The sequence below is a fragment of the Luteimonas sp. AC640a genome (genome assembly GCF_979256585.1).
In genome coordinates, this window is the sequence record NZ_CEEDOV010000007.1 from 612,757 (window position 1) to 638,993 (window position 26,237).

Here is a 26,237-nt window from a genome sequence, read left to right on the forward strand (position 1 = left end):
GGCGCTCTCAGGGGATTTCTCACGCCCCCTGTATCGGCAGCCTACAGCCCGGCTTTAGCCCGTTACGCCCGCCCACGGGTAGAGGATATGGGTCTGCCCGGCCGCGCCGAGTTCCTCTGCCATCGAGATCTCGCAGGTCACCCATGCACGGTGGCGCGCGTGAACTCACGGAGACGATCGCCCGGTTGAACGAAGCCCGCCATTCGCGCGCGCCGATGCGAGCGTTCACCGGTCGAAACACGATCTTTCTCCCGACGGGAAAGGATCGGTATGACGTGATCGCGACAGACGGGGATTCAGATCGCCTTGAGCATCTGCTGGCGGCGCAGCAGGAAATCCCACAGGCTGCCGCCCATCTGCCGCCACAACACCGCCGAACGCAGCGAGGCCAGCAGCACCGCGCGGATTTCGGCGACGACGTTGGCCTGGCCGAGGTAATGCGGATTGCCCTGGACCATCACCTTCGGGCGAAGATGGCTGACGGTGTCGGCGTATAGCGCGCCGAGTGCGGCCAGCACTTCCGGATGGGTGTGCCCGAGTTCTTCGGCCTTGGGCTTGATCTCGAGGATGCCGTGATGGACTTCGCTGCTGACGGCGCTGTCCTGGATGAAGCGGCGCTCCAGCTGCACGACCGCGAGGCCGAGCTTGGGCAGCAGCGGATCGCTGCCCTGGTTGCCGAAGTAGTCGCGCAGCAGCATCAGGCCGGGCACGACCGCATCGCGGCCGCCGTAGACGTCGGCGGGCGAGGTGGCGTCGATGCGGAACACGCTGTCGAGCGCGGTCGACAGCACCGCAGCGTCGGCCTGGCCCGTCTCGGCGATGCGGCGGACCTGCTTGAGCGCCTGCGCCATGCCGGCGAGGGCGAGGACACGTTGCTCTATCATGCCGCCACCCCGCGTGCGCGCAGTTCCAGCGGCGCGTCGGTGCGCGCGATGACCGCGCCGCCGAGGCAGACATCGCCGTCGTAGAGCACCACGGACTGTCCGGGCGTGACCGCACGCTGGGGGCGGTCGAACCGCACGTCGAGCTGGCCGGTGTTCGCGTCGATGGTCACTTCGCAGGATTCCTCGTGTTGCCGGTAACGGGTCTGGGCGGTGCAGCGGAAGCGCTGCGCCGGCGGATCGCCGGCGATCCAGTGTGCGGGTTCGCTCGTCAGATGCGACGACAGCAGGTACGGCGTGTCGGCGCCCTGGGCGACGAAGAGCACATTGTCGCCCACATCCTTGCCGACCACATACCAGGGCGCCGCGTCGAAGCCGCGCACACCCCCGATCTGCAGGCCTTCGCGCTGACCGAGGGTGAAATAGAAGACGCCGGGATGCATGCCGACGCGATGTCCGTCGGGCGTGCGCATCTCGCCCTGGCGTGCGGGCAGGTACTGGCCGAGGAACGTGCGGAAGTCGCGTTCGCCGATGAAGCAGATGCCGGTCGAATCCTTCTTCTCCGCGGTCGGCAGGCCGGCGGCGCGGGCGAGATCACGGACATCGGTCTTGGGCAGTTCGCCGAGCGGGAACAGGGTGGCGGCGAGTTGCGACTGGCCGAGCTGGTGCAGGAAGTAGCTCTGGTCCTTGTTGCGATCGCGCGCGCGCAGCAGGCGCCAGCGGCCGCCCTCGAAATCGACGCGCGCGTAATGCCCGGTCGCGATCTTCGCCGCGCCCAGATCACGCGCCGCATCGAGGAAATGCTTGAACTTGATCTCGCGATTGCACAGCACGTCGGGGTTCGGTGTACGGCCGGCCGCGTATTCGGCAATGAAGTGCTCGAACACACCGGCCCAGTATTCGCCGGAGAAATCGCGGAAGTGGATCGACAACCCGAGCCGGCCGGAGACGGCCACCGCGTCGCGGCGATCGTCCTCGGCCCGGCAGTCGCCGCTGCCGTCCTCGGCCCAGTTCTGCATGAACAGTCCGGCCAGCGGCGTGCCCGCATCGCGGAGCAGCAGTGCAGCGACCGACGAATCCACGCCGCCGGACATGCCGACGATGACCTCCGGCGCGCTCACGGGATCTGGCGCACGGCCGACAACGGGAAGCGCTGGCCGGCGAGGCAATCGGCGACGACCTGCCAGACCAGCGGGCTGCGATGTCGCGCCGCTTCGACTTGCAGTTCGGCGGGGGTGAACCAGGTGGCTTTCTCGATGCCTTCATCGAGCGCGCGCGCCGGATCGTGCGACAGCGGGCGCGCGGCAAAGGCGAAGCGCAGGAAATGCCGGCCATCGGCCTCGCCCGGGCGCGGCGCGGACTTCCACAGATAACTGCCGATGAAGCCGGTCAGCTCGACCGTCCAGCCCGATTCCTCGAGTGTCTCGCGCACGGCCGCGTGCAGCAGCGATTCGTCCGGTTCTAGATGGCCAGCCGGCTGGTTGATCACCAAGCGCCCGTCGACACGCTCTTCGATGCAGAGCACGCGGCCGCCATCCATGACCACGGTGGCGACGGTCACATCGGGCTGCCAGAAGCGCGGATCGGCGGACACCGCCATCAAAGCGTGTCCTCGCCGGTGAGCTGCAGCTCCATGTCGTCGGCCAGCTGGGCGGCGATTTCGAGCGCCTGTTCGAAACGCGCGCCGTCGGCGTCGTCGTGGAGCTTGATCACATAGAACAGTGTGTCGCCGGCGATCTCCCAGCCACCGAGAATATTGCGCTGGCTGTCGCGCAGCAGCATGTCGGCCTGCTCGGCGCTGAAGCCGCCCGCGGGCACCGGCGCGGCGGGTGAGAACACCTCGCGGACCGCGCTGTCGCCGAGCACGTGGGCGCTGCCGGCGACGAACGCGAGCTGGCTGCGGTTCTCCTGCTGCCACGCGAAGACGACGCGGTAATCGCCGTCCTCATGGCGCTCGTAGCGCACGCCGTGGGCGTCGAGCCGCTGCGCGAGCGTGTCTTCGGCGCTGGGAACGATGTCGGCCGCGGGCGGTTGCCGTTCGGCCGCGCCTTGTCCGGCCGCGACGATCGGCGACAGGGCGAGCAGGCAGGCGAGCGGCAACAGGCGGGATGCCCGGAACAAGCGGCGGCAGTGATGCATCGAGGCACCGGGTTGGGGGAATGCCGGTCATTCTGACGACCGGGGTCCGGGGCGTCCATCCACGGCGCGGCGGTATAATCGGCGGATGAGTCGCAGACACGAACACGAACATGATCACGGCACCGCGGTGGCCCCCGGCCGCCCGGAAGTCGCGCCACCGCCGCTGTACTCGGTGCTGCTGCTCAATGACGACTACACGCCGATGGACTTCGTGGTGGAGATCCTGGTGCGGTTCTTCGCGCTGGATCTCGAGCGCGCGACCCAGGTGATGCTCCACGTGCACACGCGCGGCCGGGGCGTGTGCGGCATCTACAGCCGCGAAGTCGCGGAGTCGAAGGTCGCGCAGGTGAACGAATACGCACGGCTCAATCTGCACCCCTTGCTCTGCACGATGGAAAAGGCCTAATAAGCCCACGGGGGCAGGGTTTGTTTGCCGGAATCGGGCCCCATCTAGGGTGTCAGTGAAGCCGGAGGCGACCGCCCCATGTTCAGCAAAGATCTCGAGTTCACGATCGGCCAGTGCTACAAGCGCGCCCGCGAGGCCCGCGACGAGTACATGACGGTCGAACACCTGCTGTTGTCGCTGCTCGAGAACCCGTCCGCGGAGGCCGTGCTCAAGGCCACCGGCGCGGATTTCGAGCGCCTGCGTGGCGACCTCGAGCAGGCCATCCTGACCTCGGTCACCAAACTGGCCGAAGACGACACGCGTGACACCCAGCCCACGCTCGGGTTCCAGCGCGTGCTGCAGCGCGCCGTCTATCACGTCCAGTCCTCGGGCAAGAAGGAAGTCACCGGCGCGAACGTGCTGGTGGCGATCTTCGGCGAGAAGGATTCGCACGCGGTCTACTACCTCAACCAGCAGGACGTGACCCGGCTGGATGTCGTCAACTACCTCTCCCACGGCATCGCCAAGAGCGGTGGCGAGGAGCCCGACGGCGCGCACGAGGATCCGGCCCAGGCCCGGACCGAAGGGGCAGAAGGCGAGGGCAAGGGCGATGCGCTGGCCGAGTTCGCCAGCGATCTCAATGTGGCCGCGCAGGAAGGCCGCATCGACCCGCTGGTCGGCCGCGCCGAAGAAGTGGAGCGCACGATCCAGGTGCTGTGCCGCCGCCGCAAGAACAATCCGCTCTACGTCGGCGAAGCCGGCGTGGGCAAGACCGCGATTGCCGAAGGCCTGGCCAAGCGCATCGTCGATGGCGAGGTGCCCGAAGTGCTGGCCGACGCGACGATCTATTCGCTCGATCTCGGCGCGCTGGTCGCAGGCACCAAGTACCGCGGTGATTTCGAGAAGCGGCTGAAGGCCGTGCTCACCGCGATCAAGAAACATCCCGGCGCGATCCTCTTCATCGACGAGATCCACACCATCATCGGCGCCGGTTCGGCGTCGGGCGGCACGATGGACGCGTCGAACCTGATCAAGCCGGCGCTGGCGTCGGGCGAGCTGCGTTGCATCGGCTCGACCACGTTCCAGGAATACCGCGGCATCTTCGAGAAGGACCGCGCACTGGCGCGCCGCTTCCAGAAGATCGACATCGTCGAGCCGACCGTCAGCGAGACCTATCAGATCCTGCAGGGCCTCAAGCCGCGCTATGAGGCGCACCACGACGTGACCTACGCCGACGAGGCGCTGCAGGCCGCGGTGGACCTGTCGGTCAAGCACATCGCCGACCGTCTGCTGCCCGACAAGGCCATCGATGTCATCGACGAAGCGGGTGCGCGTCAGCGCCTGCTGCCCGAAGGCGTGCGCAAGGCGCTGATCGACGTCGAGGAAGTCGAGACCATCGTCGCCAAGATGGCGCGCATTCCGGCCAAGCAGGTCAGCGCGACCGACAAGGATGTGCTCGAGCATCTGGAGCGCAACCTCAAGATGGTGATCTTCGGGCAGGATCCGGCGATCGAGATGTTGACCTCGGCGATCAAGCTGTCGCGCTCGGGCCTCGGCAGCCCGGACAAGCCGATCGGCAACTTCCTGTTCGCCGGTCCCACAGGTGTCGGCAAGACCGAGGTCACGCGCCAGCTGGCGCTGCAGCTCGGTATCGAGCTGGTGCGCTTCGACATGTCCGAGTACATGGAATCGCATTCGGTGAGCCGCCTGATCGGTGCGCCGCCGGGTTACGTCGGTTTCGACCAGGGCGGTCTGCTGACCGAGAAGATCGTCAAGACGCCGCACTGCGTGCTGCTGCTCGACGAGGTGGAGAAGGCGCATCCGGACATCTTCAACATCCTGCTGCAGGTCATGGATCGCGGCGTGCTGACCGACACCAACGGTCGCGAGGCGAACTTCCGCAACGTGATCCTGGTGATGACGACCAACGCGGGTGCCACCCAGGCGTCCCGCCGTTCGATCGGCTTCATGCGCCAGGACCACAGCAGCGATGCGATGGAAGTGATCCGCAAGAGCTTCACGCCGGAATTCCGCAACCGTCTCGATGCGGTGGTGCAGTTCCAGTCGCTGGGTTTCGAGCACATCCTGCGCGTGGTCGACAAGTTCATGATCGAGCTGGAGTCGCAGCTGCACGAGAAGAACGTCTCGCTGTCGGCCACGCCGGCGGCGCGCGACTGGCTCGCGCAGCACGGCTTCGATCCGCAGATGGGTGCGCGTCCGATGTCGCGCGTCATCCAGGACAAGGTCAAGCGTCGTCTGGCCGACGAACTGCTGTTCGGCAAGCTGGCCAACGGCGGCCGGGTGTCGATCGACGTGCAGGACGGCGAACTCACCGTCGAAACTTGGGCGGAGCCGGAGCGTCTGCTGACCGCGACGGTCGACTGATCGACGTCGCGGACCGTGTCACGAAGAAGGCGCCCAAGGGCGCCTTCTTTTTTGTGGCCGATACGGGCGTCGATCAGCGCGCGGATGCCTCCACCCACGCATCGACCCGACGCTCGAGCAGATCCAGCGGCAGCGCGCCGCCGCCGAGCACCGCATCGTGGAAACCGCGCACGTCGAAGCGATCGCCGAGGCGTTCTTCGGCCTTGCTGCGCAGTTCCTGGATGCGGATCATGCCGATCTTGTAGGCCGTCGCCTGGCCGGGCCACGACAGATAGCGCTGCACTTCCGAGCGGATCGTCGCTTCGGGGAATCCGCTGTTGTCGTTGAAGTAATCGACCGCCTGTTGCTCGGTCCAGCCCTTGGCGTGCATGCCGGTGTCGACGACCAGCCGGATCGCGCGCCACAGCTCGGAACTCAGCTGGCCGTAGCGCGAATAGGGATCGGCGTAAGTGCCAGGGATTTCCTTCGCCTGCCATTCCGAATACAGGCCCCAGCCTTCCGAGTACGCGGTGGTCTGGTACTGGGTGCGGAACTGCGGCAGGCCGGTGAGTTCCTGCGCGATCGCGATCTGCATGTGGTGGCCGGGCAGGCCCTCGTGATACGCGATGACTTCGAGTTCCGGCTTCGGCATCGCGTTCATGTCGGACAGATGCGCGTAGTAGATGCCGGGTCGTGTGCCGTCGGGGCTGCTCGGAAAATAATGCTGCGCGGCGCCGGGTTCTTCGCGGAACGACTCGACCCGGCGTACGACCAGATCGGCTTTCGGCAGCAGGCCGTAGAACTGCGGCAGCTGCTGCTTGATGTTGTCGAGCAGGCGCGTGGATTCGTCGAGGTACGCCTGGCGGCCCGCATCGGTGTTGGGGAACTTGAACTGCGGATCGGTGGCGATGAAGCGGAAGAACGCCTGCAGGTCGCCATCGAAACCGACTTCGGCCTTGATCGTCTCCAGATCCTTGTGGATGCGCGCCACGTCCTGCAGGCCGATGTTGTGTACCTGCTCGGGCGTCAGGTCGGTGCTGGTGTTGCGGCGCAGCTGCGAGGCGTAATAGGCCTTGCCGTTGGACTGCGTGGTGCCGACGCCGGCGGGGTTCTCCAGCGCATTGCCGATGTCGCGCTCGTGCCATGCGATCACGCGTTGATAGGCCGGGCCGACTGCTTCCAGCAGCGCCGCGCGCGCCTGCGTCTTGAGCGCATCGGCCCGTGCCGCGTCGATCGTGCCGGCCTCTCGCAGTGCGTCTGCCTTCTTGACCAGGTCGGCCCACAGCGCGGTGTCGTCGCCTTCGTTGAACGGCGCGCCGGTGATCACGTTGCGCGACTGGGTGATGACGCCGGTGTAGGCGAACTTCGGCGCGCGCATGCCGGCGTCCGCGCTGGCCTCGGCGTGTTCGAGCAATGTGTCGAACATCGTCGGCAGCGCGCGCAGGCGCGCGATGTAGGCGAGGTAATCGGCTTCGCTGTCGACCTTGTGAAAGTTGATCAGCAGCGTCGGCAGCATCGCCTGCGGTCCCATCATCTGGGTGAAGGCGTAACCATTGCGGCGGTACTCGAACTGCTCGGCCGCCTCGCGCGCCTGCTGCGCCCACAGCTCGTAGGACAGTTTCCCTTCGAGATCGAGCGCGTCGGCGTCGAAACTGCGCTCCATCTCGGCGACGCTCGCGCGCTGCCAGGCCAGCTGCTTCTCCATGGCGGCGTCGGACACATCGTCGAGCTGGTCGTACAGCTCCTTCCGGCCGAGGAACGTCAGTCCAATCGGGCTGAAGCGCAGCGAGGTTTCGTACTGCTGATCGAGCCAGGCATTGAGGCGCGCGGTCTCGGCCGCGGGGGGCGCCTGGGTCATCGCGGTAGGCGCAGCGGCCGTAGCAGGCGCGGTCTGCGCATGGGCGGGCAGGGCGAACGCGAGCGCAAAGGCGAGCGCGGTCACGGCGGGCAGTCTGGGCATCGGAGGCATCCGTTCGGTCGTGTGGACCGAGCCTACCGCGCGGAATGCCGTACCGGCATTCGATCGTCCGGATGCGGGCGCGGAACAGATGCCCGAAACGACGAAGGCGACCCATGGCCGCCTTCAGAAGTGTGGTGCGCTCCCGCGATTACTTCATGCGGTAGGTGATGCGGCCCTTGGTCAGATCGTAGGGCGTCATTTCCACCTTGACCCGGTCACCGGTCAGGATGCGGATGTAGTTCTTGCGCATCCGTCCGGAGATGTGCGCAATGATTTCGTGGCCGTTCTCGAGCTTCACCCGGAACATGGTGTTCGGGAGGGTCTCGGAGACCGCGCCTTCGAACTCGATGACGTCGTCTTTCGCCATTCGTCTGGAATATCCGTCGTTAGGGATGCGGCGCGCGGCCCGAATGATTTCGAGCTCGCGCCAACAAAGCGGGGTATTGTCGCACGCGGCTGCGGGCGATGCAAAACAGGTCGATCTGGAACTCAGTCCGGCGCACCGAGCGCAGCGGCGCGCATTCCCCCGAATGCATCGGTCCACGGGCCGACCACCGGAGCCGACGCTTCGACGAGCCCATTGACCGACGCGATGAACCGTTCACGCGGCCAGCTGTCCGCGCCCAGCAGTGCAAGGTGCGGGTTGCCGACCTGGGCATCGATCAGCGGCATGTTCCACCGACGCATCTGCCGGGCAAGTCCGAGCAGGGCGGCTTTCGATGCACCGGTGCGGGCGCTGAACATGCTTTCGCCGAAGAACATCCGGCCAATCGACACGCCATAGATGCCGCCGATCAAGTCGGCGCCTTCGAACACTTCGACGCTGTGGGCGCTTCCTTCCGCGTGCAGCGCGGTGTAGGCGTGGCGCATGTCGTCGGTGATCCAGGTGCCGTCCTGGCCAGGCCGCGGCGCCTGCGCGCAGGCGTTGACGACGTCGGCGAAGGCGGTATCGGCGCGCAGCGTCCAGGCGCTGCCGCGCAGGGTGCGCGCGAAGCGCCGGTTGGGGCGCAGATGCGCGGTCTCGAAGACCGTGCGCGGATCCGGCGACCACCACAGGATCGGCTGGCCTTCGGAGAACCACGGGAACACGCCATGGCGGTAGGCATTGCGCAGGCGCGTCACCGACAGGTCGCCACCGAACGCGAGCAGGCCGTCCGGGCGGCGCAGCGCGCTGTCGACGGGCGGAAATGGCGCGTCCGGTTCGGCGCCGAGGCGCGGCAGATGCAGGCTCACGGTGCCGCGGGCTTGAACGGGCTGCTGACAGCGAGTGTCGCGGCATAACCGCGGATCGACTGCGCCTCCTGTGCGCACCACTCGCGCAACGCGCGCCGGAATTCGGGGTCGGCGATCCAGTGGCGGCTGTGCACCAGCGTCGGCAGGAAACCGCGGGCGAGCTTGTGTTCGCCCTGCGCGCCGGGTTCGAAGTGGCGCAGACCCATCCGCAGGCAGTAGTCGATGCCCTGGTAGTAGCAGGTCTCGAAATGCAGGCCGGGCAGGGTGGCGATCGCGCCCCAGTAGCGGCCATACAGCGTGTCGCCACCACGCAGGCACAGGGCCCCGGCGACCGGCGTGTCGCCGAGGTCGGCCAGCACCAGCACCAGCTGGCGCGGTATCGTCGCGGCGAGATGGCGCAGAAAATCCAGCGTCAGCGCGGGCGAGTTGCCGTACTCGGCGAAGGTCTGCAGGTAGAAGCGGTACATCGTCGCGAGATCGTCGTCACTGGCCTCGTCGCCGTGCAGCACGCGGAAGGTCACGCCGGCGCGCGCGACCTTGGCGCGTTCCTGGCGGATGTTCTTGCGGTGCTTGTGGTCCATCGCGGCGAGGTAATCGTCGAACGTCGACCAGTCGCCCGGGTTGCGCCAGTGGTACTGCACGTCGATGCGCGGCAGCCAGTCGGTGTCGAATGCATCCGCGTCGGATTCGGTGTGGAAATTGACGTGGGCGGACGACCAGCCCGCATCGCCTGTCGCGCGCTCGAGGGCGACGCGAAGTGCGACGCGCGCGGTGGCGTCGCGCGCCAGCAGGCGAGGGCCGCTCACCGGGGAATAGGGCGAGGCGACCAGCAGCTTCGGGAAGTATTCGTGCCCATAGCGCGCGTAGGCATGCGCCCAGGCGTGATCGAAGACGAACTCGCCGTGCGAATTGGTCTTCCGGTAGGCCGGCGCCGCGGCGATCAGCGTGTCGTCGTCCCACAACGTCAGATGTTGCGGCGTCCAGCCCCATTCGGCGCGCAGACAGCCGTGCTGCTCGAGCCCAGAGAGAAACGCGTGGCTGACGAAGGGGTTGCCGTCATGCAGTGCGTCCCAGGCGGCTGACGGCACGTCCGACACCTGCGAGAGCACGCGGACGTCCGTCATCCGCCGCGACCGTCGACGCTGTCACCCGCCTCGATGATCGTGCGTCGCAGCAGCTCGCGATCGGGCTCGAACTGCAGCGCCGCCATCGCGCGCGCCATCGCCAGACCGGCGTGGTGGCGAGCCGCCGCCGCGAAGACCGGGTTGCCGGAGGCCGCGATCGCCGCCAACCCCTTCTGCAGGCGGATGCCGATTTCCACCAGGCCCGCGCCGTCGCGCGCCAGTGCGGGATAGAGGTCGCCGAACACATCCGCAATGTCGACCAGCGGCACGAAGACCCGTGCGTGGCGGATCTCGATCGCTTCAGCCAGCGGCGCGCGCCGTGCCCACTCGCACATCAGCCGTGTCGCGGTGCCGAGGATGTCGATCGCGGTACCGGCATCGTTGATGCTGGCCGACAGCGCGCGACTGCCGATCTCGGCCAGCACGACGAAGCCGTAGCGCGGATCCTGATCGAAGCTGCGCTGGTCGCTGATGGTGAAGGCCTCGCATAGCCGCTCGGCGATGTCCTCGGTATCGGGCAGCCCGCGCGATGCCAGGAGCGCGCGACCCGGCGAGGCGAACGCCCCCGGCAACGAGAGCACGTGGATCTCACCGTGGTGTTCGGCCGCGATTGTCGCCAGCAGTGCGATGTCGATGTGTTCGACATACCCGATGGCCTGCGATTCGAACAGCGTCGCATCCGCCGGCGCACCGGGGGAGGGGGCGGCGCCGAGATAGGGATCTTCGGCATAGCGCTGCACTGCGCGCCCGGTGACACCCTCGACCAGATTGATCGTCTCGCCCAGCCGGCCGAAACTCGACAGCTGCTCGATCCAGCGCAGCAGGGTCAGGGTGATCAGCATGATGACCAGCACGGTCGCCGCGAACAGCACCACCCGGCCGCTGTCACCGTAGATACCGGTGCTCAGTGCGATCAGCCCGACCACCGAGAACAGGAACGCGCCGATGAAGGTCGCCAGCGCGCCCTGCGCGGAACTGTCGGCGATCAGCAGGCGTGTCGCGCGCGGCGTGGCGCTGGTGGACGCCGAGCTGTAGGCCGAGACCATCGTCGACAGCGAGAACGTGGTGACCGCCAGCATCGATGTCGCGAGGATCCCGAGCAGATTGCCGACCGAGTCGGCGCCGATGCGCCCGGCCAGTGATTCGGGAATCCAGGTTTTGACCAGCGCGCCGACGAGCGCGGTGACGATCGCCAGCCCGCAATAGATCGTCGCGCGCACCCACATGCGCCGGGACTCCCGGCGCAGGAACAGCTGCAGTTGCGCCAGGGTCATGCGCGATGCCCCGCGCGCGGGACCGTGACGCAGGCGCCTGGCATCGGACTCAGCTCTGCTGGTCGAGGAAGCGCTCGGCGTCGAGCGCGGCCATGCAGCCGAAGCCGGCCGAGGTGATCGCCTGGCGGTAGTGCTGGTCGGTCACGTCGCCGGCTGCGAACACGCCAGCGACGTTGGTCGCCGTGGCATTGCCGTCGATGCCCGAACGGATCTCGAGGTAGCCGTTGTTCATCGCCAGCTGGCCTTCGAACAGCGTGGTGTTGGGCGTATGGCCGATCGCGACGAAGAAACCGTGCACAGCGATCTCGCGGGTGCTGTCGTCCCGCACCGACTTCAGGCGCAGGCCGGTCACGCCGGCGTCGTTGCCGAGCACCTCGTCGACGGTGTGGTGCCACATCGGCACGATCTTGCCGGCCTGGATCTTCGCGTTGAGCTTGTCCTGCATGATCTTCTCGGCGCGCAGCGTGTCGCGGCGATGGACCAGGTAGACGGTCTTGGCGATGTTCGACAGGTACAGCGCTTCCTCGACCGCGGTATTGCCGCCGCCGACCACGGCCACGTCCTGGTCCTTGTAGAAGAATCCGTCGCAGGTGGCGCAGGCGGACACGCCGCGGCCCTTGAACGCCTCTTCCGACGGGAGACCGAGATACTTGGCGGTCGCGCCGGTGGCGATGATGATCGCGTCGGCCGTGTACTCGCCGCTGTCGCCCTTGAGGCGAAACGGGCGCTGCGAGAGATCCGCGGTGTGGATGTGATCGAAGATCGTCTCGGTGTCGAAACGCTCGGCATGCGCCTGCATGCGCGCCATCAGGTCCGGACCCATCAGCCCGTGCGCGTCGCCCGGCCAGTTGTCGACCTCGGTGGTCGTCATCAGCTGGCCGCCCATCTGCATGCCGGTGATGACGACCGGCTTGAGGTTGGCGCGCGCCGCATAGACGGCGGCGGTCCAGCCGGCGGGGCCGGATCCGAGGATCAGCAGGCGGAGGTGACGGGGGCTGGAATTCGGAACGCTCATGTATACTCGCGGGCTTCGGCACTGCGGCCTGACGTGGTCCATAGCTTGGCGGTGCGCCCCCCGCAAAACAAGGTTCGGCAACGTCAGCCGACCGGAACAATCCATCCGCGACACGCCGCCGAAAGCGGCGTTTTTTTGTGCAGGAGTCGGCGACATGCGTATCGGTATTCCGAGTGAGACCAAGACCCTCGAAGGCCGCGTGGCCCTGGTGCCGGAAGCGGCAGGCGATCTGGTCAACCGTGGTCATGAGGTGTGGGTGCAGCAGGGCGCGGGCCTGAAGTCGGGCTTCAGCGACGAGGCCTACACGCGTCTGGGCGTGAATATCGCGCCGGACGCGGCCGCGCTGTACGAGAAGGGCGAACTGATCGTCAAGGTCAAGGAGCCGATCGAAGGCGACCTCGCGCTGCTGCGCAAGGACCATCTGCTGTTCTGCTATCTGCATCTGGCGCCGCTGCCCGAGCTGACCAAACGACTGCTCGACATCGGCCTGACCGGCGTCGCGTTCGAGACCGTCGAGCTCGACAACGGTGAGCTGCCGCTGCTGGCGCCGATGTCGGTGATCGCCGGCAAGATCGCGGTGCAGGTCGGCACGCATTACCTGCATCAGCCGCTCGGCGGCAAGGGCAAGCTGCTCGGCGGCCTGCCGTCGACCGAGCGCGGCAAGGTCGTGGTGTTCGGCGCCGGCGTGGCAGGCGGCGCGTCGGCGGCGCTGGCCGCGGCGGGCGGTGCCAACGTCGTGGTGTTCGAAAAGCGCCAGGACCGCATGGAACAGATGATGCGTCTGGGCAACAACGTCACCGCGCTGTATCCCTACGACGACGTGGTCGCGCGCGAGGTCGCCTCGGCGGACCTGGTGATCGGCGCCGTGCTGGTGACCGGCGCGGTCGCGCCGCACGTCGTCACGCGCGACATGATCAAGTCGATGGAGGACGGCAGCGTGCTCGTCGACATCTCGATCGATCAGGGCGGCTGCTTCGAGACCTCGCGTGGCACGACCTGGAAAGAGCCGATCTACGTGGAAGAAGGCGTGACCCACTTCTGTGTGACCAACATGCCCGGCGCCGTGCCGCAGACCTCGTCGCAGGCGATCTGCGCGGCGATCCTGCCGTGGGTCAACAAGTTGGCCTCGGGCCAGTGGCGCGACAACCAGGCGCTCGTCCGTGGCATCAATGTCGAAGGCGGCAAGCTCGTGCATCCTGCGCTGCAGGGCATGAAACTTTGACGTAAGATCAAAGGCCTGTACTGACTTTCTCAGGTAAAGACGCACGGTGGCACGACCGCTTTCAGACCGCTCCAAGCGCACGCGTAGCGCAGCCAAGGACGCCGCACCCGCGGCGTCCGCCAAGGCGGCGCCGAATCCGCGTCGCCAGCGGCTGGTCCGCGACATCGCGCTGATCCTGATCGCGCCGCTGTTGCTGTATCTGCTGGCCTGTCTGGTCACGCATTCGCATACCGATCCCAGTTGGTCGTCGCAGACCGGCGTGCTGCCGAGCGAGATCAGCAACGTCGGCGGCCCGGTCGGCGCGTGGATCGCGGACGTGCTGCTGCAGCTGTTCGGTTTCATGGCCTATCCGTTGCCGTTGATCCTCGGCGCGATCGCATGGATCGCGCTGTTCGGGATGGACCGGGACGGCGATGGCCGTGCGGACTTCGGGCCGGCCCTGCGTCTGGCCGGCATCGTGGGGTTCCTGATCACAGGTGCCGGCCTGCTCGCGCTGCGTTTCGAGAATCTGCTGAACTATCCGGCCGGCGGTGGCGGCATCCTCGGCAGGCTGATCGGGAACACGTTGAAGGCCGGGCTGGGCGCGTTTGGCGGCAACCTGCTGCTGCTCGCGCTGTTCCTGGTGTCGGTGACGCTCGCCACCGGGTTGTCGTGGTTCGCCGTGATGGATCGCATCGGCGGCTGGGTCATGCAGCTGCCCGCGCTGTTCCGCCGCAGCAGCAAGCAGGCGACCGACTGGAAGGAAGCCCGCGAGCATCGCGAAGAGCGTACCGAAGCGCGTAAGGTCGACTCCGAGCTGCGCGCCAAGCGCACGCCGGTCAAGATCGAAGTCCCGCCGACACCACCGGTGGTCGAGAAGAGCGAACGCGCCAAGCGCGAGCAGCAGATTCCGATGTTCCATGGCGTCAATGCCAACGGATCGGACCTGCCGCCGCTGTCGCTGCTCGACGATCCCAAGCCCCAGCCCAAGGGCTATGACGAGGAGACGCTGGAGACCCTGTCGCGGCAGATCGAGTTCAAGCTCAAGGACTTCCGAATCGATGTGGAGGTCAAGGAAGCGCAGCCGGGCCCGGTGATCACGCGCTTCGAGATGGAGCCTGCGCCGGGCGTCAAGGTCAGCCAGATCAGCTCGCTGGACAAGGACATCGCCCGCGGCCTGTCGGTGAAATCGGTGCGCGTGGTCGATGTGATTCCGGGCAAGTCGGTGATCGGCCTGGAAATCCCCAACGTCCGCCGGGAGATGATCTATCTCTCCGAACTGCTGCGCTCCAAGGAATACGACAAGTCGCAGAGTCCGCTCACGCTGGCGCTGGGCAAGGGCATCAGCGGCCAGTCGGTGGTCGCCGATCTGGCGCGCATGCCGCATCTGCTGGTCGCCGGTACCACCGGTTCGGGCAAGTCGGTCGCGGTCAACTCGATGGTGTTGAGCCTGCTGTTCAAGGCCTCCCCGAAAGACCTGCGCATGTTGATGATCGACCCGAAGATGCTGGAGCTCAGCGTCTACGAAGGCATTCCGCATCTGCTGGCGCCGGTGGTCACCGACATGAAGGAGGCCGCGAACGGCCTGCGCTGGTGCGTGGCGGAGATGGAACGCCGCTACAAACTGATGAGCGCGGTCGGCGTGCGCAACCTCGCCGGCTTCAACAAAAAGGTGAAGGACGCGCAGGACGCCGGGCAGCCGATGTCCGATCCGCTGTTCCGGCCGAATCCCGAATCGAGCGACGTTGCCGAACTGCTCGAGCCGCTGCCTTACATCGTCATCTTCATCGACGAATTCGCCGACATGATGATGATCGTCGGCAAGAAGGTCGAAGAACTCATCGCGCGTCTGGCGCAGAAGGCGCGTGCGGCCGGTATCCATCTGATCCTCGCCACGCAGCGTCCGTCGGTCGACGTGATCACCGGTCTGATCAAGGCCAACATCCCGACCCGCATCGCGTTTCAGGTCAGCTCCAAGATCGACTCGCGCACCATCCTCGACCAGTCCGGCGCAGAGACGTTGCTGGGCAATGGCGACATGCTGTATCTGCCGCCGGGCACGGCGATGCCCGAGCGCGTGCATGGCGCGTTCGTGTCGGACGAGGAAGTGCACCGCGTCGTCGAGCACCTCAAGCAGAGCGGCCAGGCCGAGTACATCACCGGCGTGCTCGACGAAGTGCAGACGATGGGCGACGGCGTGGTGGTCGGCGCAAGTGGCCTGCCCGAATCCAGCAGCAGTGGTGGCGACGAGAGCGATCCGCTCTACGACGAAGCGGTGAAGATCGTCACCGAAACCCGCCGCGCCTCGATCTCCGGCGTGCAGCGCCGGCTTAAGATCGGCTACAACCGCGCTGCGCGTCTGGTCGAGGCGATGGAAGCGGCTGGTGTGGTGACGCCGCCCGAGCACAACGGCGACCGCAGCGTGCTCGCACCGCCGCCACCGCCGCGCTGATCGATTCGCAGGTTTGCGACACGCGATGAATCGTCGATGCACGGCATCGGCGCGAAACTGCGTCGTCATTGCCGCATTCAGCCAAGAATTCGCACACTCCGATCCAACGTCACACCGTATCCAGAGGTTCCACGCATGCGCTCGATGATCCGTCATTCCCGCTGGTTCGCCGCCGCTGCTGTGCTGATGGTGGCCGGCATCGCGCAGGCTGCCGATGCGCGCCCGCAGCTCGAGCAGTTCACACGCGGGCTCAAGGGCCTCGAAGCCCAGTTCACCCAGCAGGTTGCCGACGGCAACGGCCGGGTCAAGGAAAGTTCGAGCGGCACGCTGGCGCTCTCGGCGCCGCGTCTGTTCCGCTGGGAATACGTGAAGCCGTATCCGCAGCTGATCGTCGCCGATGGCCGCACGGTGTGGGTCTACGACCCTGACCTGCAGCAGGTCACACGCCGCTCGCAAGGCACCGAGGAACAGGACAGCCCGCTGGCCGCGTTGATCGACCCGTCGAAGCTCGACCGCGACTTCAGCGTCGCCGAGGCCGGCAGCGCCGGGGGTCTGAATTGGCTCGAGCTGCGCCCCAAGCGCGCCGAGAACGCCGCGTTCGAACGCGCGCGTCTGGGCTTCGGTAGCGACGGTAGCCTGTCGCGCATGGAAATCCACGACACATTGGGGCAGCGCACGACGATCGGTTTCAGCGACTGGAAGCGCAATCCCACGTTCGCCGCCGACACGTTCCGCTACACGCCGCCGGCGGGTGTGGATGTGGTGGGCGAGGAATAAGCACGCGCGCCCGGCACACTGCGATGGGCATACACATCGAGCGGCCACCTTCGGGTGGCCGTTTCTGTTTCCGCTCTCGCAAGTAATGATCGCCGAAGCGTCTATCGATCCGTGTCGCCCACCTGCCGGATCGGTGTGAATGCCGGCAGCACGATTCGATAGTCGTAAGGGGCGTCATCAGGCTGACGGCCGCCGGGGCGCGCACGGCTGATGGTCACCACCCCGCAAGCGTCGACCTCCTGGCAGGCCCAGAACTGCCCGCGCTCGGCGGCGATGTCGATCGTGACGGGATCCAGGTCATGGAGATATGCCGTCATCGGCGTTTTGCCGGCGAACGCACTGTTCGGATCGGTCGGACCTTGCCGCATGGCGTGCAGATTGCCGGTCACGACGACGATACGGCCTGCAGGCAACGCATCGTAGGCACGTCGGAGCACCTTGGCCATCGCCGCCTCGCAGTTGCCGAGCAGGTAACAGGTCTTGCTTCGTGGATCGAACGGCAGGATCGCGACATCGCGTCCTGCGCTGCGCAGCGTGCCGACGCGCTGGACCAGCGACAGCACGTCTTCGCTGCGTCGGCCGTCGCTCTGCTCGGGTGAAAGCGCCCACCACGACCGTTGCCGCAAGCCATCGATCAGCGCGTCGGTGCCGCCACCGGTGACAACGTCTCGCAGCGCGGAGTGCTCACGTACGGGAATCTCCAGCGCGAGCAGGACCGATCCGGCCTTGCTCCAGTGTTCGACCAGATCGCCCGCCAGCAGTGGGATCTCGCGCGTGCCGTGCATTTCGCCCAGCACCACGAGTCGATGCGCGTCGCTTTCGCGAACCAGCGTGTCCACCGCATCGCTGCGCCAGTCGGCTGCGGCCGTCGTCGAAGCGGCAAGCAGCAGAAGAGCGCTGGCAAGCCGCGTCAGTTGGCGTGTTGCGGTTGTGATCACGTCCCTGTGTCGCAATATCGTCATCCCGGCACTCCGTTGCAGATCCAGGTCTCAGGTTAATCGCGTGCCCCGTTCCCACCCAACCCGCGCCGATGGCGGCGACCTGTTGCAAGTCGATCGCAGCGCCATGCGTCCGCTGGCCGAACGTATGCGGCCGGCCAGGCTCGACGAGATGGTCGGCCAGCGCCGTCTGGTCGCCGAAGGCACCGCGCTGCGGACGGCGGTCGAGGCCGGCAAGATCCATTCGATGGTGCTGTGGGGGCCGCCGGGCTGCGGCAAGACCACGCTGGCGCTGCTGCTGGCGCATTATGCGGACGCGGAGTTCAAGGCGATCTCGGCGGTGCTGTCGGGCTTGCCGGAAGTGCGCCAGGTATTGGCCGAGGCCGCGCACCGCTTCGACGGCGGACGCCGCACGGTGCTGTTCGTCGACGAGGTACACCGCTTCAACAAGACCCAGCAGGACGCGTTCCTGCCGCACATCGAACGCGGCACGATCGTGTTCGTCGGCGCGACCACCGAAAACCCGTCGTTCGAACTCAATTCCGCATTGCTGTCGCGCTGCCGCGTGCACGTGATGGAATCGGTGTCGCCCGACGACATCCTCGGATCGCTGCACCGTGCGCTGGCCGATGCTGAGCGCGGACTGGGCGATCGCGGGCTGCGGATCGCCGAGGATCTGCTGCGGCTGATCGCGGTGGCCGCCGATGGCGACGTAAGACGCGCACTGACGCTCCTGGAAATCGCGGCCGAACTGGCGGGCGAGGGCGGTGAAGTCACCGGCAGTACGATCGATCAGGTGCTGGCCGATCGCACGCGCCGGTTCGACAAAGGCGGCGAGCAGTTCTATGACCAAATTTCGGCACTGCACAAATGCGTGCGCAGTTCGAATCCAGATGCCGCGCTGTACTGGCTGACGCGCATGCTCGACGGCGGTTGTGATCCCGGATATCTCGCCCGGCGCATGACGCGCATGGCGGTGGAAGACGTCGGCCTGGCCGATCCGCGTGCGCTGCAGATGTCCATCGATGCCTGGGATACGTATGACCGTCTCGGCAGTCCCGAGGGCGAACTCGCGCTCGCGCAGCTGGTGATCTATCTGGCCAGCACCGCGAAATCCAACGCCGGCTACATGGCCTTCAACCAGGCCAAGCGCGACGTGCGCGAATACGGCACGCAGGACGTGCCGATGCATTTCCGCAACGCGCCGACCAAGCTGATGAAGGAACTCGGTTACGGCACCGGCTACCAGTACGACCACGACACCGAAGACGGTATCGCGCTCGACCAGACCGCGTTTCCGGATGCGATGGGCGAGCGGGTGTATTACCAGCCGGTCGCGCGCGGCATGGAGATCAAGCTCAAGGACAAGCTCGACGTCCTGCGTGCCGCACGCGCGGAAGCAATCCGCAAGGCCCGTGAGGCCGGCGACGACTGATCGCCTGCGGATTTCCCGACGGCCGGTCCGGCATGCGGCCGAAGTGCTGCAGGTATTTGCACGATGGTGCAGGCAGACGCCCGCGCGCAGGGTCGTAGACGGTTCTTCCCCGAAGGAAATGCCGATGCGGATCTGCCTGTGCCTGCTGCTGTCCGTCGCGTGGCCGGCGGCCGCGCAGTCCGTCCACAAATGCGTCGATGGCGGAGGTGGCCACAGCTACCAGTCGCAGCCCTGCGCCGATGGCGAAGCCGTCCGGACATGGGCGATCGAGGTGCAGGAGACGTCTCCGGCGAAGATCACACAACGTCCGCCGACGACACCGTCGACGCCGCGACGTGGATCCGCTCCGGTCCGGCAGGGCCGGGCACCCCGTGCGTCCACCCCCAGGCGAGACGATCAGCATGCGCGCTGTCTGGCCGCTCGCGCGAACCAGGACAACGCCTTGCGCAGGCTCGGCATGCAGCGCCGCTACGACGACCTGCAACGCCTCAACGACCGGGTATCGGCGGTCTGCAACCATCGCGGACGCGGGTGAGCCGTCAGGCGATCAGGGATTGAAGGGCCGGTTGGTGCCTTCCCAGCCGTTGGGCAGGCGGCGGATGACCTGGCCGCCGGCGCAGCGCTCACCCGCGGCCAGCGGTGTCGAACGGTAAGCCACCACCTGTTCCGGTGCCGTGGCCGCGATGGCCGCCGGCTTCGGGTATTCGTAGATCACGCGCTGGGGTGAGGGGAGGTGGCCGGGTTGCGCGAAAGCGGCGGTCGGATCGCCATCGCTGCGGCTGGCGTGCAACCACGCCGCATTGGACGCGACCAGCAATGCCAGCAGTACGGTGGCCGTGATCTGCCAGGTCGAACGCCGCCAGCGGGTGGGGAACAGGAACACCTTGCGTTGCCGGTCCACGATGCGCTCCGGAGTCCAGACAGACTGGATCCGATGCTAGGTGCCCGACGATGGGCGCGACCACTGGGGACAACCCTGTAAACGTTCTTGCGCGCATCCGTCGGTGATCCATGGCGCGCGCGGCAATGGGCATCTGCATGAACCGGTCAGGCGCAGTGCGGCTGTCATCGGGATCCCGGGAAGCCGCGGCAGTGGGCGAGTCCTGGGACCGATGGCGCATCGCGTTTCGAGGGTGTACAAATGTACACCATGACCGATCTGTCCCCCCAGCGTGCCGCCGTCCTCGAATTCCTGCGCGAGCGCATCGCCGCCGGTGCGCCGCCGAGCCTGGCCGAGATCGCTGCGGCCTTCGGTTTCGCCTCGCGCAATGCCGCGCAGAAGCACGTGCAGGCGCTGGTGTCGGCCGGACTCGTGGAATTGCAGGCCGGTCAGAAGCGCGGGCTGCGGCTGCCGGGGCAGGGCGAACGCATGGCGGCGTTGCCGGTGCTCGGGCGCGTGGCCGCGGGCGTGCCGATCGGTCCGGACACCGGCAGCGATCGTGTGCTGTGGCTGGACCGTAGTCTTTTCTCGCTGCGCCCGGATTACCTGCTGCGGGTCGAGGGCGATTCGATGATCGACGACGGCATCCTCGAAGGCGATCTCGTCGGCGTGCACCGCAGCCGCGATGCGCGCGACGGCCAGACCGTCGTCGCGCGGCTGGACGATGCCATCACCATCAAGCGGCTCGAGCACCGCGAAGGCGGCGTGCGCCTGCTGCCGCGCAATCCCGCGCATGCGCCGATCGTGGTCGCTGCCGATGCCGACTTCGCGATCGAAGGCCTGTACTGCGGCCTGGTACGGCAGGGCTGACATGGCGCCTGCACTCCAGTCGCTGGATGCCTTGCTGGCCGCGCGCACGGTGTGGTCGGCCGGGCGCGGCACTCGCTGCGCCGACATCGGCCAGCCGACCGGACATGCCGCGCTCGATGCCGCGTTGCCGGGCGGTGGCTGGCCGCCGCGTGCATTGACCGAACTGCTGCTGCCGGCCGATGGCGTCGGCGAAATCTCGTTGCTGTTCCCCGCGCTGTCACGCATCACCGCCGCCGGTGGACGCGTGGTGCTGGTCGCGCCGCCATGCATTCCGTATGCACCGGCCTGGCAGGCGGCGGGCGTGCGGCTGGATGCATTGGATGTCGTCGAGGCGTCGCCTGCCGATGCGCTGTGGGCGTTCGAGCAATGCCTGCGCAGCGGTGCCTGCGCGGCGGTGCTGGGCTGGCCGGATACCGGCGATGCGCGGTTGATGCGGCGCCTGCAGGTCGCGGCCGACAGCGGTGATTGCCATGCCTTCGCATTGCGCGATCGACGCCATGCGGCGAATGCATCACCGGCCGCACTGCGGCTGGAATATCTGCCCGAGGTGCAGGCCTGGCAGGTGCGCAAATGCCGGGGCGGGCAGGTGCCGTCGCAACCGCTGCGATTGGCGAGCTGAATGATCCTGCGATGCTCTGGGCCTGTCTTCTCCTGCCGCAACTGGCGCTCGACGCCGTTCTCCGTCGTCTGCCGGATCCCGACGCACCGTTCGCGCTGGTCGAAGGACCTGCGCAGCTGCGCACGCTGCACAGCGTCAACGCCGCGGCCGGCGCGCACGGACTGAAGGCCGGCATGCGCTTGTCGGCCGCGCATGCGCTGCTGGCCGATGTGCGCACGCAACCGCACGATCCACTGGCCGAATCGACGGCGCATCGTTTTCTGGCCGCCTGGGCGTATCGCCACAGCTCGCTGGTGAGTCAGCAATGGTCGCGCGCGATCGTGCTCGAAGTGCAGGCGAGCTTCCGTCTGTTCGGGCCGTGGTCGCAGTTCGAACGTACATTGCGCGAAGAACTGTCGGCGCTGGGTTTCGCACATCGCATCGCGCTCGCGCCGTCGCCGACCGCCGCGCGCGTGCTGGTCGGTCTGCGCGATGGCTTCGCGGTGACCGGCGCGGCGGAACTGTCGGCGCTGCTGGATCGCACGCCGGTGCGCCGCGCCGCATTACCGGGTGATGCTGGCGAACGTCTGTACCGCATGGGCGTACGCACGCTCGGTGCACTACGTGAATTGCCCGGTGCAGGCGTGCAACGCCGGTTCGGCGCGGATGTGCTGGCGCACGTGCGCAGGCTGTATGGCGAGAGCGACGATCCGGTCGCCTGCTACACGCCGCCGGACCGGTTCGACATGCGCGTCGAGCTGGGTTACGAAGTGGAGGCGCATCCGCCGCTGCTGTTTCCGTTGCGACGCCTGATCAACGATCTGTGCACGTATCTCTCTGCGCGCGATGGTGGCGTGCAGCGTTTCGTGATCGGGCTGGAACACGAGGAGGGCAGTACCGATGTCGAGGTCGGCCTGCTCGCGCCCGAGCGCACGGCGACGATGCTGTTCGAACTCGCGCGCAACCGGCTCGAACGCACCGAGATCGCTAGACCCGTCGTCGCGATGCGCCTGCTCGCACGCGAGCTGCCACCGTTCGTGCCGGCCGCGCGCGATCTGTTCGATACCCGTCCGCAACAGGCGCTCGACTGGCCACATCTGCGCGAACGTCTGCGTGCGCGGCTCGGTGACGATTCCGTCTATCGCGTGACACCAGCCGGCGATCCGCGCCCCGAACGCGCATGGTCGCGCCGCATCGGCGATGGCGGCGGTGCGATTCCGGATGCACCCGCGCGTCCGCCGCGTCCGGCCTGGCTGCTGCCGCAACCGGTGCCGCTGCACGACGCCGGCCTGCGCATCGTGTCCGGGCCGGAGCGTCTGGAAAGCGGCTGGTGGGACGACGCCGAAGCGCGCCGCGATTACTACGTCGTCGAAACCCGCGAGGGCCAGCGCGGCTGGGCCTTCGTGCCCCCGGGCCGCTTCGACGGCTGGATGCTGCACGGCTGGTTCGCATGAGCTGGGACGATGCGATCGACGGCGTGGACCGCGACACGCCGGGTAGTCATGTGCCGCGTGCACTGCGCGTTGCCGGGCGCCTGCGCGCGGCCGCGAACGACGACGTCGCCCCCGACACCCGCGACGATCTGCCTGCGTACGCAGAGCTGCATTGCCTGTCGGACTTCAGTTTCCTGCGCGGCGCGTCCAGCGCGGAGCAACTGTTCGCGCGCGCCGTGCACTGCGGCTACAGCGCGCTCGCGATCACCGACGAATGCTCGCTCGCCGGCATCGTGCGCGGGCTGGAGGCGTCGGAGGAAACCGGACTCAAGCTGATCGTCGGCAGCGAGTTCCGGCTGCTGGACGACACGCGTTTCGTGCTGCTGGTCGAAACCCGCGCGGGTTACGCGCAGTTGTGTGCGCTGATCACCTGCGGCCGTCGCGCCGGCACCAAGGGCCAGTACCGGCTCTCGCGCGCGGATGTCGAAGCCGAATGCCGTGGGAAAACACCCGGTGTGTTCGCCGTGTGGCTGCCCGGTGCGATGCCCGAAGCGGGGCAGGGCGCCTGGCTGCGCGACGTGTTTCCAGAGCGGACCCATCTGGCCGTGGAACTGCACCGCGAATGCGACGATGCCCAGCGCCTGGCCACGTTGCTGGCGCTGTCGCGCACGCTCGGCATCCCTGCTGTCGCCAGTGGCGACGTGCACATGGCGACGCGGCGCGAGCGCATCCTGCAGGACACGCTGACGGCGATCCGCCACACCACACCGATCGCCGACTGCGGCGAGCATCTGTTCCGCAACGGCGAACGGCATCTGCGTTCGCGGCGTGCACTGGGCAATATCTACGGTGCCGATCTGATGCAGGCCGCTGTCGATCTCGCGGCGCGGTGCAGCTTCGGGATGCGCGAGCTGCATTACGACTATCCGGTCGAGCTGGTGCCCGAAGGACATACGCCAACGACGTGGTTGCGTCATCTGACGGAAGAGGGGATCCGCGTGCGCTGGCCCGATGGCCCGCAACCGAAAGTGCGCGAGCTGATCGATTTCGAGCTCGCGCTGATCGCGAAGCTGAAATACGAAGCGTTTTTCCTGACCGTCGCCGACATCGTGCGTTTCGCCAGAGGCGAGGGCATCCTGTGCCAAGGCCGCGGCTCGTCGGCGAATTCGGCGGTCTGTTACGCGCTCGCCATCACCGCGGTGAATCCGGATGACACCCGCCTGCTGATGGCGCGCTTCCTGTCTGAGAAGCGCAACGAGCCGCCCGACATCGACGTCGACTTCGAGCACGAACGCCGCGAGGAGGTCATCCAGTACGTCTATGCCAAATACGGCCGCGAACGCGCCGCGCTTGCGGCGACGGTCATCGCCTATCGCGGCAAGAGCGCGGTGCGCGATGTCGCCAAGGCCTTTGGTCTGCCGCCGGACCAGATCGCATTGCTCGCCAATTGCTACGGCTGGGGCAACGGCGAGACGCCGATGGAACAGCGCATCAGCGAGGCCGGGTTCGATCTCGACAATCCGCTGATCGGCAAAATTCTCGTGATCACCGAGATGTTGCGCGACCACCCGCGGCATCTGTCGCAGCATGTCGGCGGTTTCGTGATCTCCAACGAACCGCTGTCGCATCTGGTACCGGTGGAAAACGCGGCGATGGACAACCGCACCATCATCCAGTGGGACAAGGACGATCTGGAAACCATGCAGTTGTTGAAGGTCGATTGCCTCGCGCTCGGTATGTTGACCTGCATCCGCAAGGCGCTGGATCTGGTGCGCGGCCAGCGCGGACGCGATTTCGAGATCGCGACCCTGCCGCGCGAGGATGCGCAGACCTACGAGATGATCCAGATCGCCGACACCGTCGGCGTGTTCCAGATCGAATCCCGCGCGCAGATGGCGATGCTGCCGCGGCTCAAGCCCAAAGTGTTCTACGACCTCGTGGTCGAAGTCGCGATCGTGCGGCCCGGTCCGATCCAGGGCGACATGGTGCATCCGTATCTGCGACGCCGGCAGGGACATGAGCTGGTGACGTATCCGTCCGAAGGCGTGCGCGAAATCCTCGGGCCGACGCTCGGCGTGCCGCTGTTCCAGGAGCAGGTCATGGAGCTGGTCATCCACGCCGGCTACAACGCCGACGAGGCCGATGGTCTGCGTCGTTCGATGGCGGCCTGGCGTCGCGGCGGCGACATGGAACCGCATCGCCTGCGTATCCGCGGGCTGATGGAAGCCAAGGGCTACGCGTCGGAGTTCATCGACCAGATCTTCGAACAGATCAAGGGCTTCGGCTCCTACGGATTCCCGCAAAGTCACGCCGCGTCGTTCGCGAAGCTGGTCTACGCCAGCTGCTGGCTCAAGCGTCACGAGCCGGCGGCCTTCGCCTGCGGCCTGCTCAATGCGCAGCCGATGGGCTTCTATTCGCCGAGCCAGATCGTGCAGGACGCACGTCGCGGCAGTCCGCATCGCGCGGCGGTGGAGGTGCTGCCGGTCGACGTGATGGTCAGCGATCGCGATTGCACGCTGGTCGGCGGACGTGCGTGGCGCAGCGACGCCAATCCTGGCACGCAGCCCGACATCCGACTGGGCCTGCGTCTGGTGGCTGGACTGTCGAAAGACATGGCCGAGGCGATCGTCGCCGCGCGCGCGTGCCGTCCGTTTTCCAGCGTCCAGGATTTGTGCCTGCGCGCCGGTCTCGATGAGAAGGCGCGCAGCGTGCTCGCCGAATCCGGTGCGCTGGCATCGCTGGCCGGCCATCGCAACGCGGCGCGTTGGGCGGTCTCGGGCATCGAGCGGCAACGGCCGCTGCTGCCGGGCAGTCCCGATGAAGACACGGTCGAACTGCCGATGCCGCGTGCGGGCGAGGAGATCCTGTCCGACTACCGCAGCACCGGCCTGACGCTGGGTCAGCATCCGATGGCCTTGCTGCGCGCGCAGATGGCCGAGCGCCGGATCATCGGCCTGCGCGATCTGCAACAGCGTCGGCACGGTAGTGGGGTGCACGTCGCGGGCCTCGTGACCCAACGCCAGCGACCGGCGACGGCCAAGGGCACGATCTTCGTCACGCTTGAGGACGAGACGGGAATGATCAACGTGATCGTCTGGCCGCACCTGGCGTTGCGGCGGCGTCGCGCATTGCTGGAATCACGCCTGCTCGCGGTGCGCGGCCGCTGGGAGCGCGTCGATGGCGTCGCCCATCTGATTGCCGGTGATCTGCAGGACCTCAGCGGCATGCTCGGCGGCATGCAGCTGCCGTCGCGGGATTTCCATTGAGCGCCCTGCATT

The 26,237-nt window shown here is 67.1% G+C and carries 23 protein-coding genes; 11 read left to right on the forward strand and 12 right to left on the reverse strand.

Annotated features, from left to right (window positions below):
- Positions 1 to 296: 296 nt before the first annotated feature.
- Genes hflD through ACZ9YD_RS07060 form a run of 4 tightly spaced genes read right to left on the reverse strand, consistent with a single transcriptional unit; the run spans position 297 to position 3,020 of the window.
- Entirely contained in the window at positions 297 to 884 is a 588-nt protein-coding gene (hflD, locus tag ACZ9YD_RS07045; protein WP_465074407.1) for a high frequency lysogenization protein HflD, read from the reverse strand.
- The gene (gene mnmA, locus ACZ9YD_RS07050; RefSeq protein WP_465074408.1) at positions 881 to 2,002 is read right to left on the reverse strand and encodes a tRNA 2-thiouridine(34) synthase MnmA; all 1,122 of its coding nucleotides are present in this window, start codon (positions 2,000 to 2,002) and stop codon (positions 881 to 883) included. The genes hflD and mnmA overlap by 4 nt, the downstream gene beginning before the upstream one ends.
- A complete protein-coding gene (locus ACZ9YD_RS07055) occupies positions 1,999 to 2,481 on the reverse strand; it encodes an NUDIX hydrolase (protein ID WP_465074409.1) in 483 nt (160 codons plus the stop codon). The genes mnmA and ACZ9YD_RS07055 overlap by 4 nt, the downstream gene beginning before the upstream one ends.
- On the reverse strand, positions 2,481 to 3,020 hold the full coding sequence (locus tag ACZ9YD_RS07060; protein WP_465074410.1) for a hypothetical protein: 540 nt from the start codon (positions 3,018 to 3,020) through the stop codon (positions 2,481 to 2,483). The genes ACZ9YD_RS07055 and ACZ9YD_RS07060 overlap by 1 nt, the downstream gene beginning before the upstream one ends.
- An 85-nt stretch (positions 3,021 to 3,105) precedes the next feature.
- Between ACZ9YD_RS07060 and clpS the strand changes: the two genes are divergently transcribed.
- A complete protein-coding gene (gene clpS / locus ACZ9YD_RS07065) occupies positions 3,106 to 3,426 on the forward strand; it encodes an ATP-dependent Clp protease adapter ClpS (RefSeq protein ID WP_232135322.1) in 321 nt (106 codons plus the stop codon).
- A 78-nt stretch (positions 3,427 to 3,504) separates the two neighbouring features.
- On the forward strand, positions 3,505 to 5,790 hold the full coding sequence (gene clpA, locus ACZ9YD_RS07070) for an ATP-dependent Clp protease ATP-binding subunit ClpA (RefSeq protein ID WP_465074411.1): 2,286 nt from the start codon (positions 3,505 to 3,507) through the stop codon (positions 5,788 to 5,790).
- 73 nt (positions 5,791 to 5,863) lie between these two features.
- Here the strand turns inward: clpA and ACZ9YD_RS07075 are convergent, their stop codons facing one another.
- The 6 genes from ACZ9YD_RS07075 to trxB all read right to left on the reverse strand — a co-directional run bounded on the left by ACZ9YD_RS07075 (position 5,864) and on the right by trxB (position 12,375).
- A complete protein-coding gene (locus ACZ9YD_RS07075; RefSeq protein WP_465074412.1) occupies positions 5,864 to 7,729 on the reverse strand; it encodes a DUF885 domain-containing protein in 1,866 nt (621 codons plus the stop codon).
- Positions 7,730 to 7,877: 148 nt separating this feature from the next.
- A complete protein-coding gene (infA, locus tag ACZ9YD_RS07080; protein WP_055248081.1) occupies positions 7,878 to 8,096 on the reverse strand; it encodes a translation initiation factor IF-1 in 219 nt (72 codons plus the stop codon).
- A gap of 122 nt (positions 8,097 to 8,218) precedes the next feature.
- Entirely contained in the window at positions 8,219 to 8,962 is a 744-nt protein-coding gene (gene aat / locus ACZ9YD_RS07085) for a leucyl/phenylalanyl-tRNA--protein transferase (RefSeq protein WP_465074413.1), read from the reverse strand.
- The gene (locus ACZ9YD_RS07090) at positions 8,959 to 10,086 is read right to left on the reverse strand and encodes a GNAT family N-acetyltransferase (RefSeq protein ID WP_465074414.1); all 1,128 of its coding nucleotides are present in this window, start codon (positions 10,084 to 10,086) and stop codon (positions 8,959 to 8,961) included. Before ACZ9YD_RS07090 ends, aat begins: the two co-directional genes overlap by 4 nt.
- Positions 10,083 to 11,360 carry a DUF2254 domain-containing protein gene (locus ACZ9YD_RS07095; RefSeq protein WP_465074415.1) on the reverse strand — a complete coding sequence of 426 codons (1,278 nt, stop codon included), beginning with the start codon at positions 11,358 to 11,360 and terminating at the stop codon, positions 10,083 to 10,085. The genes ACZ9YD_RS07090 and ACZ9YD_RS07095 overlap by 4 nt, the downstream gene beginning before the upstream one ends.
- Positions 11,361 to 11,409: 49 nt before the next feature.
- On the reverse strand, positions 11,410 to 12,375 hold the full coding sequence (trxB, locus tag ACZ9YD_RS07100; RefSeq protein WP_465074416.1) for a thioredoxin-disulfide reductase: 966 nt from the start codon (positions 12,373 to 12,375) through the stop codon (positions 11,410 to 11,412).
- 154 nt (positions 12,376 to 12,529) lie between these two features.
- Between trxB and ACZ9YD_RS07105 the strand changes: the two genes are divergently transcribed.
- From ACZ9YD_RS07105 to lolA, 3 genes are all read left to right on the forward strand, one after another.
- Positions 12,530 to 13,597 (forward strand): alanine dehydrogenase, encoded by a 1,068-nt coding sequence (locus tag ACZ9YD_RS07105; RefSeq protein ID WP_465074417.1) that lies wholly within the window; start codon positions 12,530 to 12,532, stop codon positions 13,595 to 13,597.
- Positions 13,598 to 13,748: 151 nt separating this feature from the next.
- Positions 13,749 to 16,028: a DNA translocase FtsK gene (locus ACZ9YD_RS07110; protein ID WP_465074703.1), complete on the forward strand. Its 2,280-nt coding sequence runs from the start codon at positions 13,749 to 13,751 to the stop codon at positions 16,026 to 16,028.
- Positions 16,029 to 16,163: 135 nt separating this feature from the next.
- A complete protein-coding gene (gene lolA / locus ACZ9YD_RS07115) occupies positions 16,164 to 16,805 on the forward strand; it encodes an outer membrane lipoprotein periplasmic chaperone LolA (protein ID WP_465074419.1) in 642 nt (213 codons plus the stop codon).
- Between the two features lie 101 nt (positions 16,806 to 16,906).
- Here lolA and ACZ9YD_RS07120 read toward each other — a convergent pair whose 3' ends face one another.
- The gene (locus tag ACZ9YD_RS07120) at positions 16,907 to 17,590 is read right to left on the reverse strand and encodes a hypothetical protein (protein ID WP_465074420.1); all 684 of its coding nucleotides are present in this window, start codon (positions 17,588 to 17,590) and stop codon (positions 16,907 to 16,909) included.
- Between the two features lie 280 nt (positions 17,591 to 17,870).
- Here ACZ9YD_RS07120 and ACZ9YD_RS07125 point away from each other — a divergent pair, with 280 nt between their 5' ends.
- A complete protein-coding gene (locus ACZ9YD_RS07125) occupies positions 17,871 to 19,178 on the forward strand; it encodes a replication-associated recombination protein A (protein WP_465074704.1) in 1,308 nt (435 codons plus the stop codon).
- Positions 19,179 to 19,302: 124 nt separating this feature from the next.
- Complete coding sequence (locus tag ACZ9YD_RS07130; protein WP_465074422.1) at positions 19,303 to 19,713, forward strand: DUF4124 domain-containing protein; 411 nt, start codon at positions 19,303 to 19,305, stop codon at positions 19,711 to 19,713.
- A gap of 12 nt (positions 19,714 to 19,725) precedes the next feature.
- Here the strand turns inward: ACZ9YD_RS07130 and ACZ9YD_RS07135 are convergent, their stop codons facing one another.
- Positions 19,726 to 20,079: a hypothetical protein gene (locus ACZ9YD_RS07135; RefSeq protein WP_465074424.1), complete on the reverse strand. Its 354-nt coding sequence runs from the start codon at positions 20,077 to 20,079 to the stop codon at positions 19,726 to 19,728.
- Positions 20,080 to 20,328: 249 nt separating this feature from the next.
- Here ACZ9YD_RS07135 and lexA point away from each other — a divergent pair, with 249 nt between their 5' ends.
- Genes lexA through ACZ9YD_RS07155 form a run of 4 tightly spaced genes read left to right on the forward strand, consistent with a single transcriptional unit; the run spans position 20,329 to position 26,225 of the window.
- Positions 20,329 to 20,928: a transcriptional repressor LexA gene (gene lexA / locus ACZ9YD_RS07140; protein ID WP_465074425.1), complete on the forward strand. Its 600-nt coding sequence runs from the start codon at positions 20,329 to 20,331 to the stop codon at positions 20,926 to 20,928.
- Between the two features lies 1 nt (position 20,929).
- Positions 20,930 to 21,547, forward strand: a complete 618-nt coding sequence (gene imuA, locus ACZ9YD_RS07145; protein WP_332077258.1) for a translesion DNA synthesis-associated protein ImuA — start codon at positions 20,930 to 20,932, stop codon at positions 21,545 to 21,547.
- A gap of 11 nt (positions 21,548 to 21,558) precedes the next feature.
- Positions 21,559 to 22,980 (forward strand): Y-family DNA polymerase, encoded by a 1,422-nt coding sequence (locus ACZ9YD_RS07150; RefSeq protein ID WP_465074426.1) that lies wholly within the window; start codon positions 21,559 to 21,561, stop codon positions 22,978 to 22,980.
- Positions 22,977 to 26,225 (forward strand): error-prone DNA polymerase, encoded by a 3,249-nt coding sequence (locus ACZ9YD_RS07155; protein WP_465074427.1) that lies wholly within the window; start codon positions 22,977 to 22,979, stop codon positions 26,223 to 26,225. Before ACZ9YD_RS07150 ends, ACZ9YD_RS07155 begins: the two co-directional genes overlap by 4 nt.
- Positions 26,226 to 26,237 lie beyond the last annotated feature (12 nt).

Coding starts and splice junctions, on each gene's coding strand:
- hflD (WP_465074407.1), bottom strand. CDS start 884: ATGATAGAGCAACGTGTCCTCGCCCTCGCCGGCATGGCGCAGGCGCTC.
- ACZ9YD_RS07055 (WP_465074409.1), bottom strand. CDS start 2,481: ATGGCGGTGTCCGCCGATCCGCGCTTCTGGCAGCCCGATGTGACCGTC.
- ACZ9YD_RS07060 (WP_465074410.1), bottom strand. CDS start 3,020: ATGCATCACTGCCGCCGCTTGTTCCGGGCATCCCGCCTGTTGCCGCTC.
- clpS (WP_232135322.1), top strand. CDS start 3,106: ATGAGTCGCAGACACGAACACGAACATGATCACGGCACCGCGGTGGCC.
- clpA (WP_465074411.1), top strand. CDS start 3,505: ATGTTCAGCAAAGATCTCGAGTTCACGATCGGCCAGTGCTACAAGCGC.
- ACZ9YD_RS07075 (WP_465074412.1), bottom strand. CDS start 7,729: ATGCCCAGACTGCCCGCCGTGACCGCGCTCGCCTTTGCGCTCGCGTTC.
- infA (WP_055248081.1), bottom strand. CDS start 8,096: ATGGCGAAAGACGACGTCATCGAGTTCGAAGGCGCGGTCTCCGAGACC.
- ACZ9YD_RS07090 (WP_465074414.1), bottom strand. CDS start 10,086: ATGACGGACGTCCGCGTGCTCTCGCAGGTGTCGGACGTGCCGTCAGCC.
- ACZ9YD_RS07095 (WP_465074415.1), bottom strand. CDS start 11,360: ATGACCCTGGCGCAACTGCAGCTGTTCCTGCGCCGGGAGTCCCGGCGC.
- trxB (WP_465074416.1), bottom strand. CDS start 12,375: ATGAGCGTTCCGAATTCCAGCCCCCGTCACCTCCGCCTGCTGATCCTC.
- ACZ9YD_RS07105 (WP_465074417.1), top strand. CDS start 12,530: ATGCGTATCGGTATTCCGAGTGAGACCAAGACCCTCGAAGGCCGCGTG.
- lolA (WP_465074419.1), top strand. CDS start 16,164: ATGCGCTCGATGATCCGTCATTCCCGCTGGTTCGCCGCCGCTGCTGTG.
- ACZ9YD_RS07120 (WP_465074420.1), bottom strand. CDS start 17,590: ATGCACGGCACGCGCGAGATCCCACTGCTGGCGGGCGATCTGGTCGAA.
- ACZ9YD_RS07125 (WP_465074704.1), top strand. CDS start 17,871: ATGCGTCCGCTGGCCGAACGTATGCGGCCGGCCAGGCTCGACGAGATG.
- ACZ9YD_RS07130 (WP_465074422.1), top strand. CDS start 19,303: ATGCGGATCTGCCTGTGCCTGCTGCTGTCCGTCGCGTGGCCGGCGGCC.
- lexA (WP_465074425.1), top strand. CDS start 20,329: ATGACCGATCTGTCCCCCCAGCGTGCCGCCGTCCTCGAATTCCTGCGC.
- imuA (WP_332077258.1), top strand. CDS start 20,930: ATGGCGCCTGCACTCCAGTCGCTGGATGCCTTGCTGGCCGCGCGCACG.
- ACZ9YD_RS07150 (WP_465074426.1), top strand. CDS start 21,559: ATGCTCTGGGCCTGTCTTCTCCTGCCGCAACTGGCGCTCGACGCCGTT.
- ACZ9YD_RS07155 (WP_465074427.1), top strand. CDS start 22,977: ATGAGCTGGGACGATGCGATCGACGGCGTGGACCGCGACACGCCGGGT.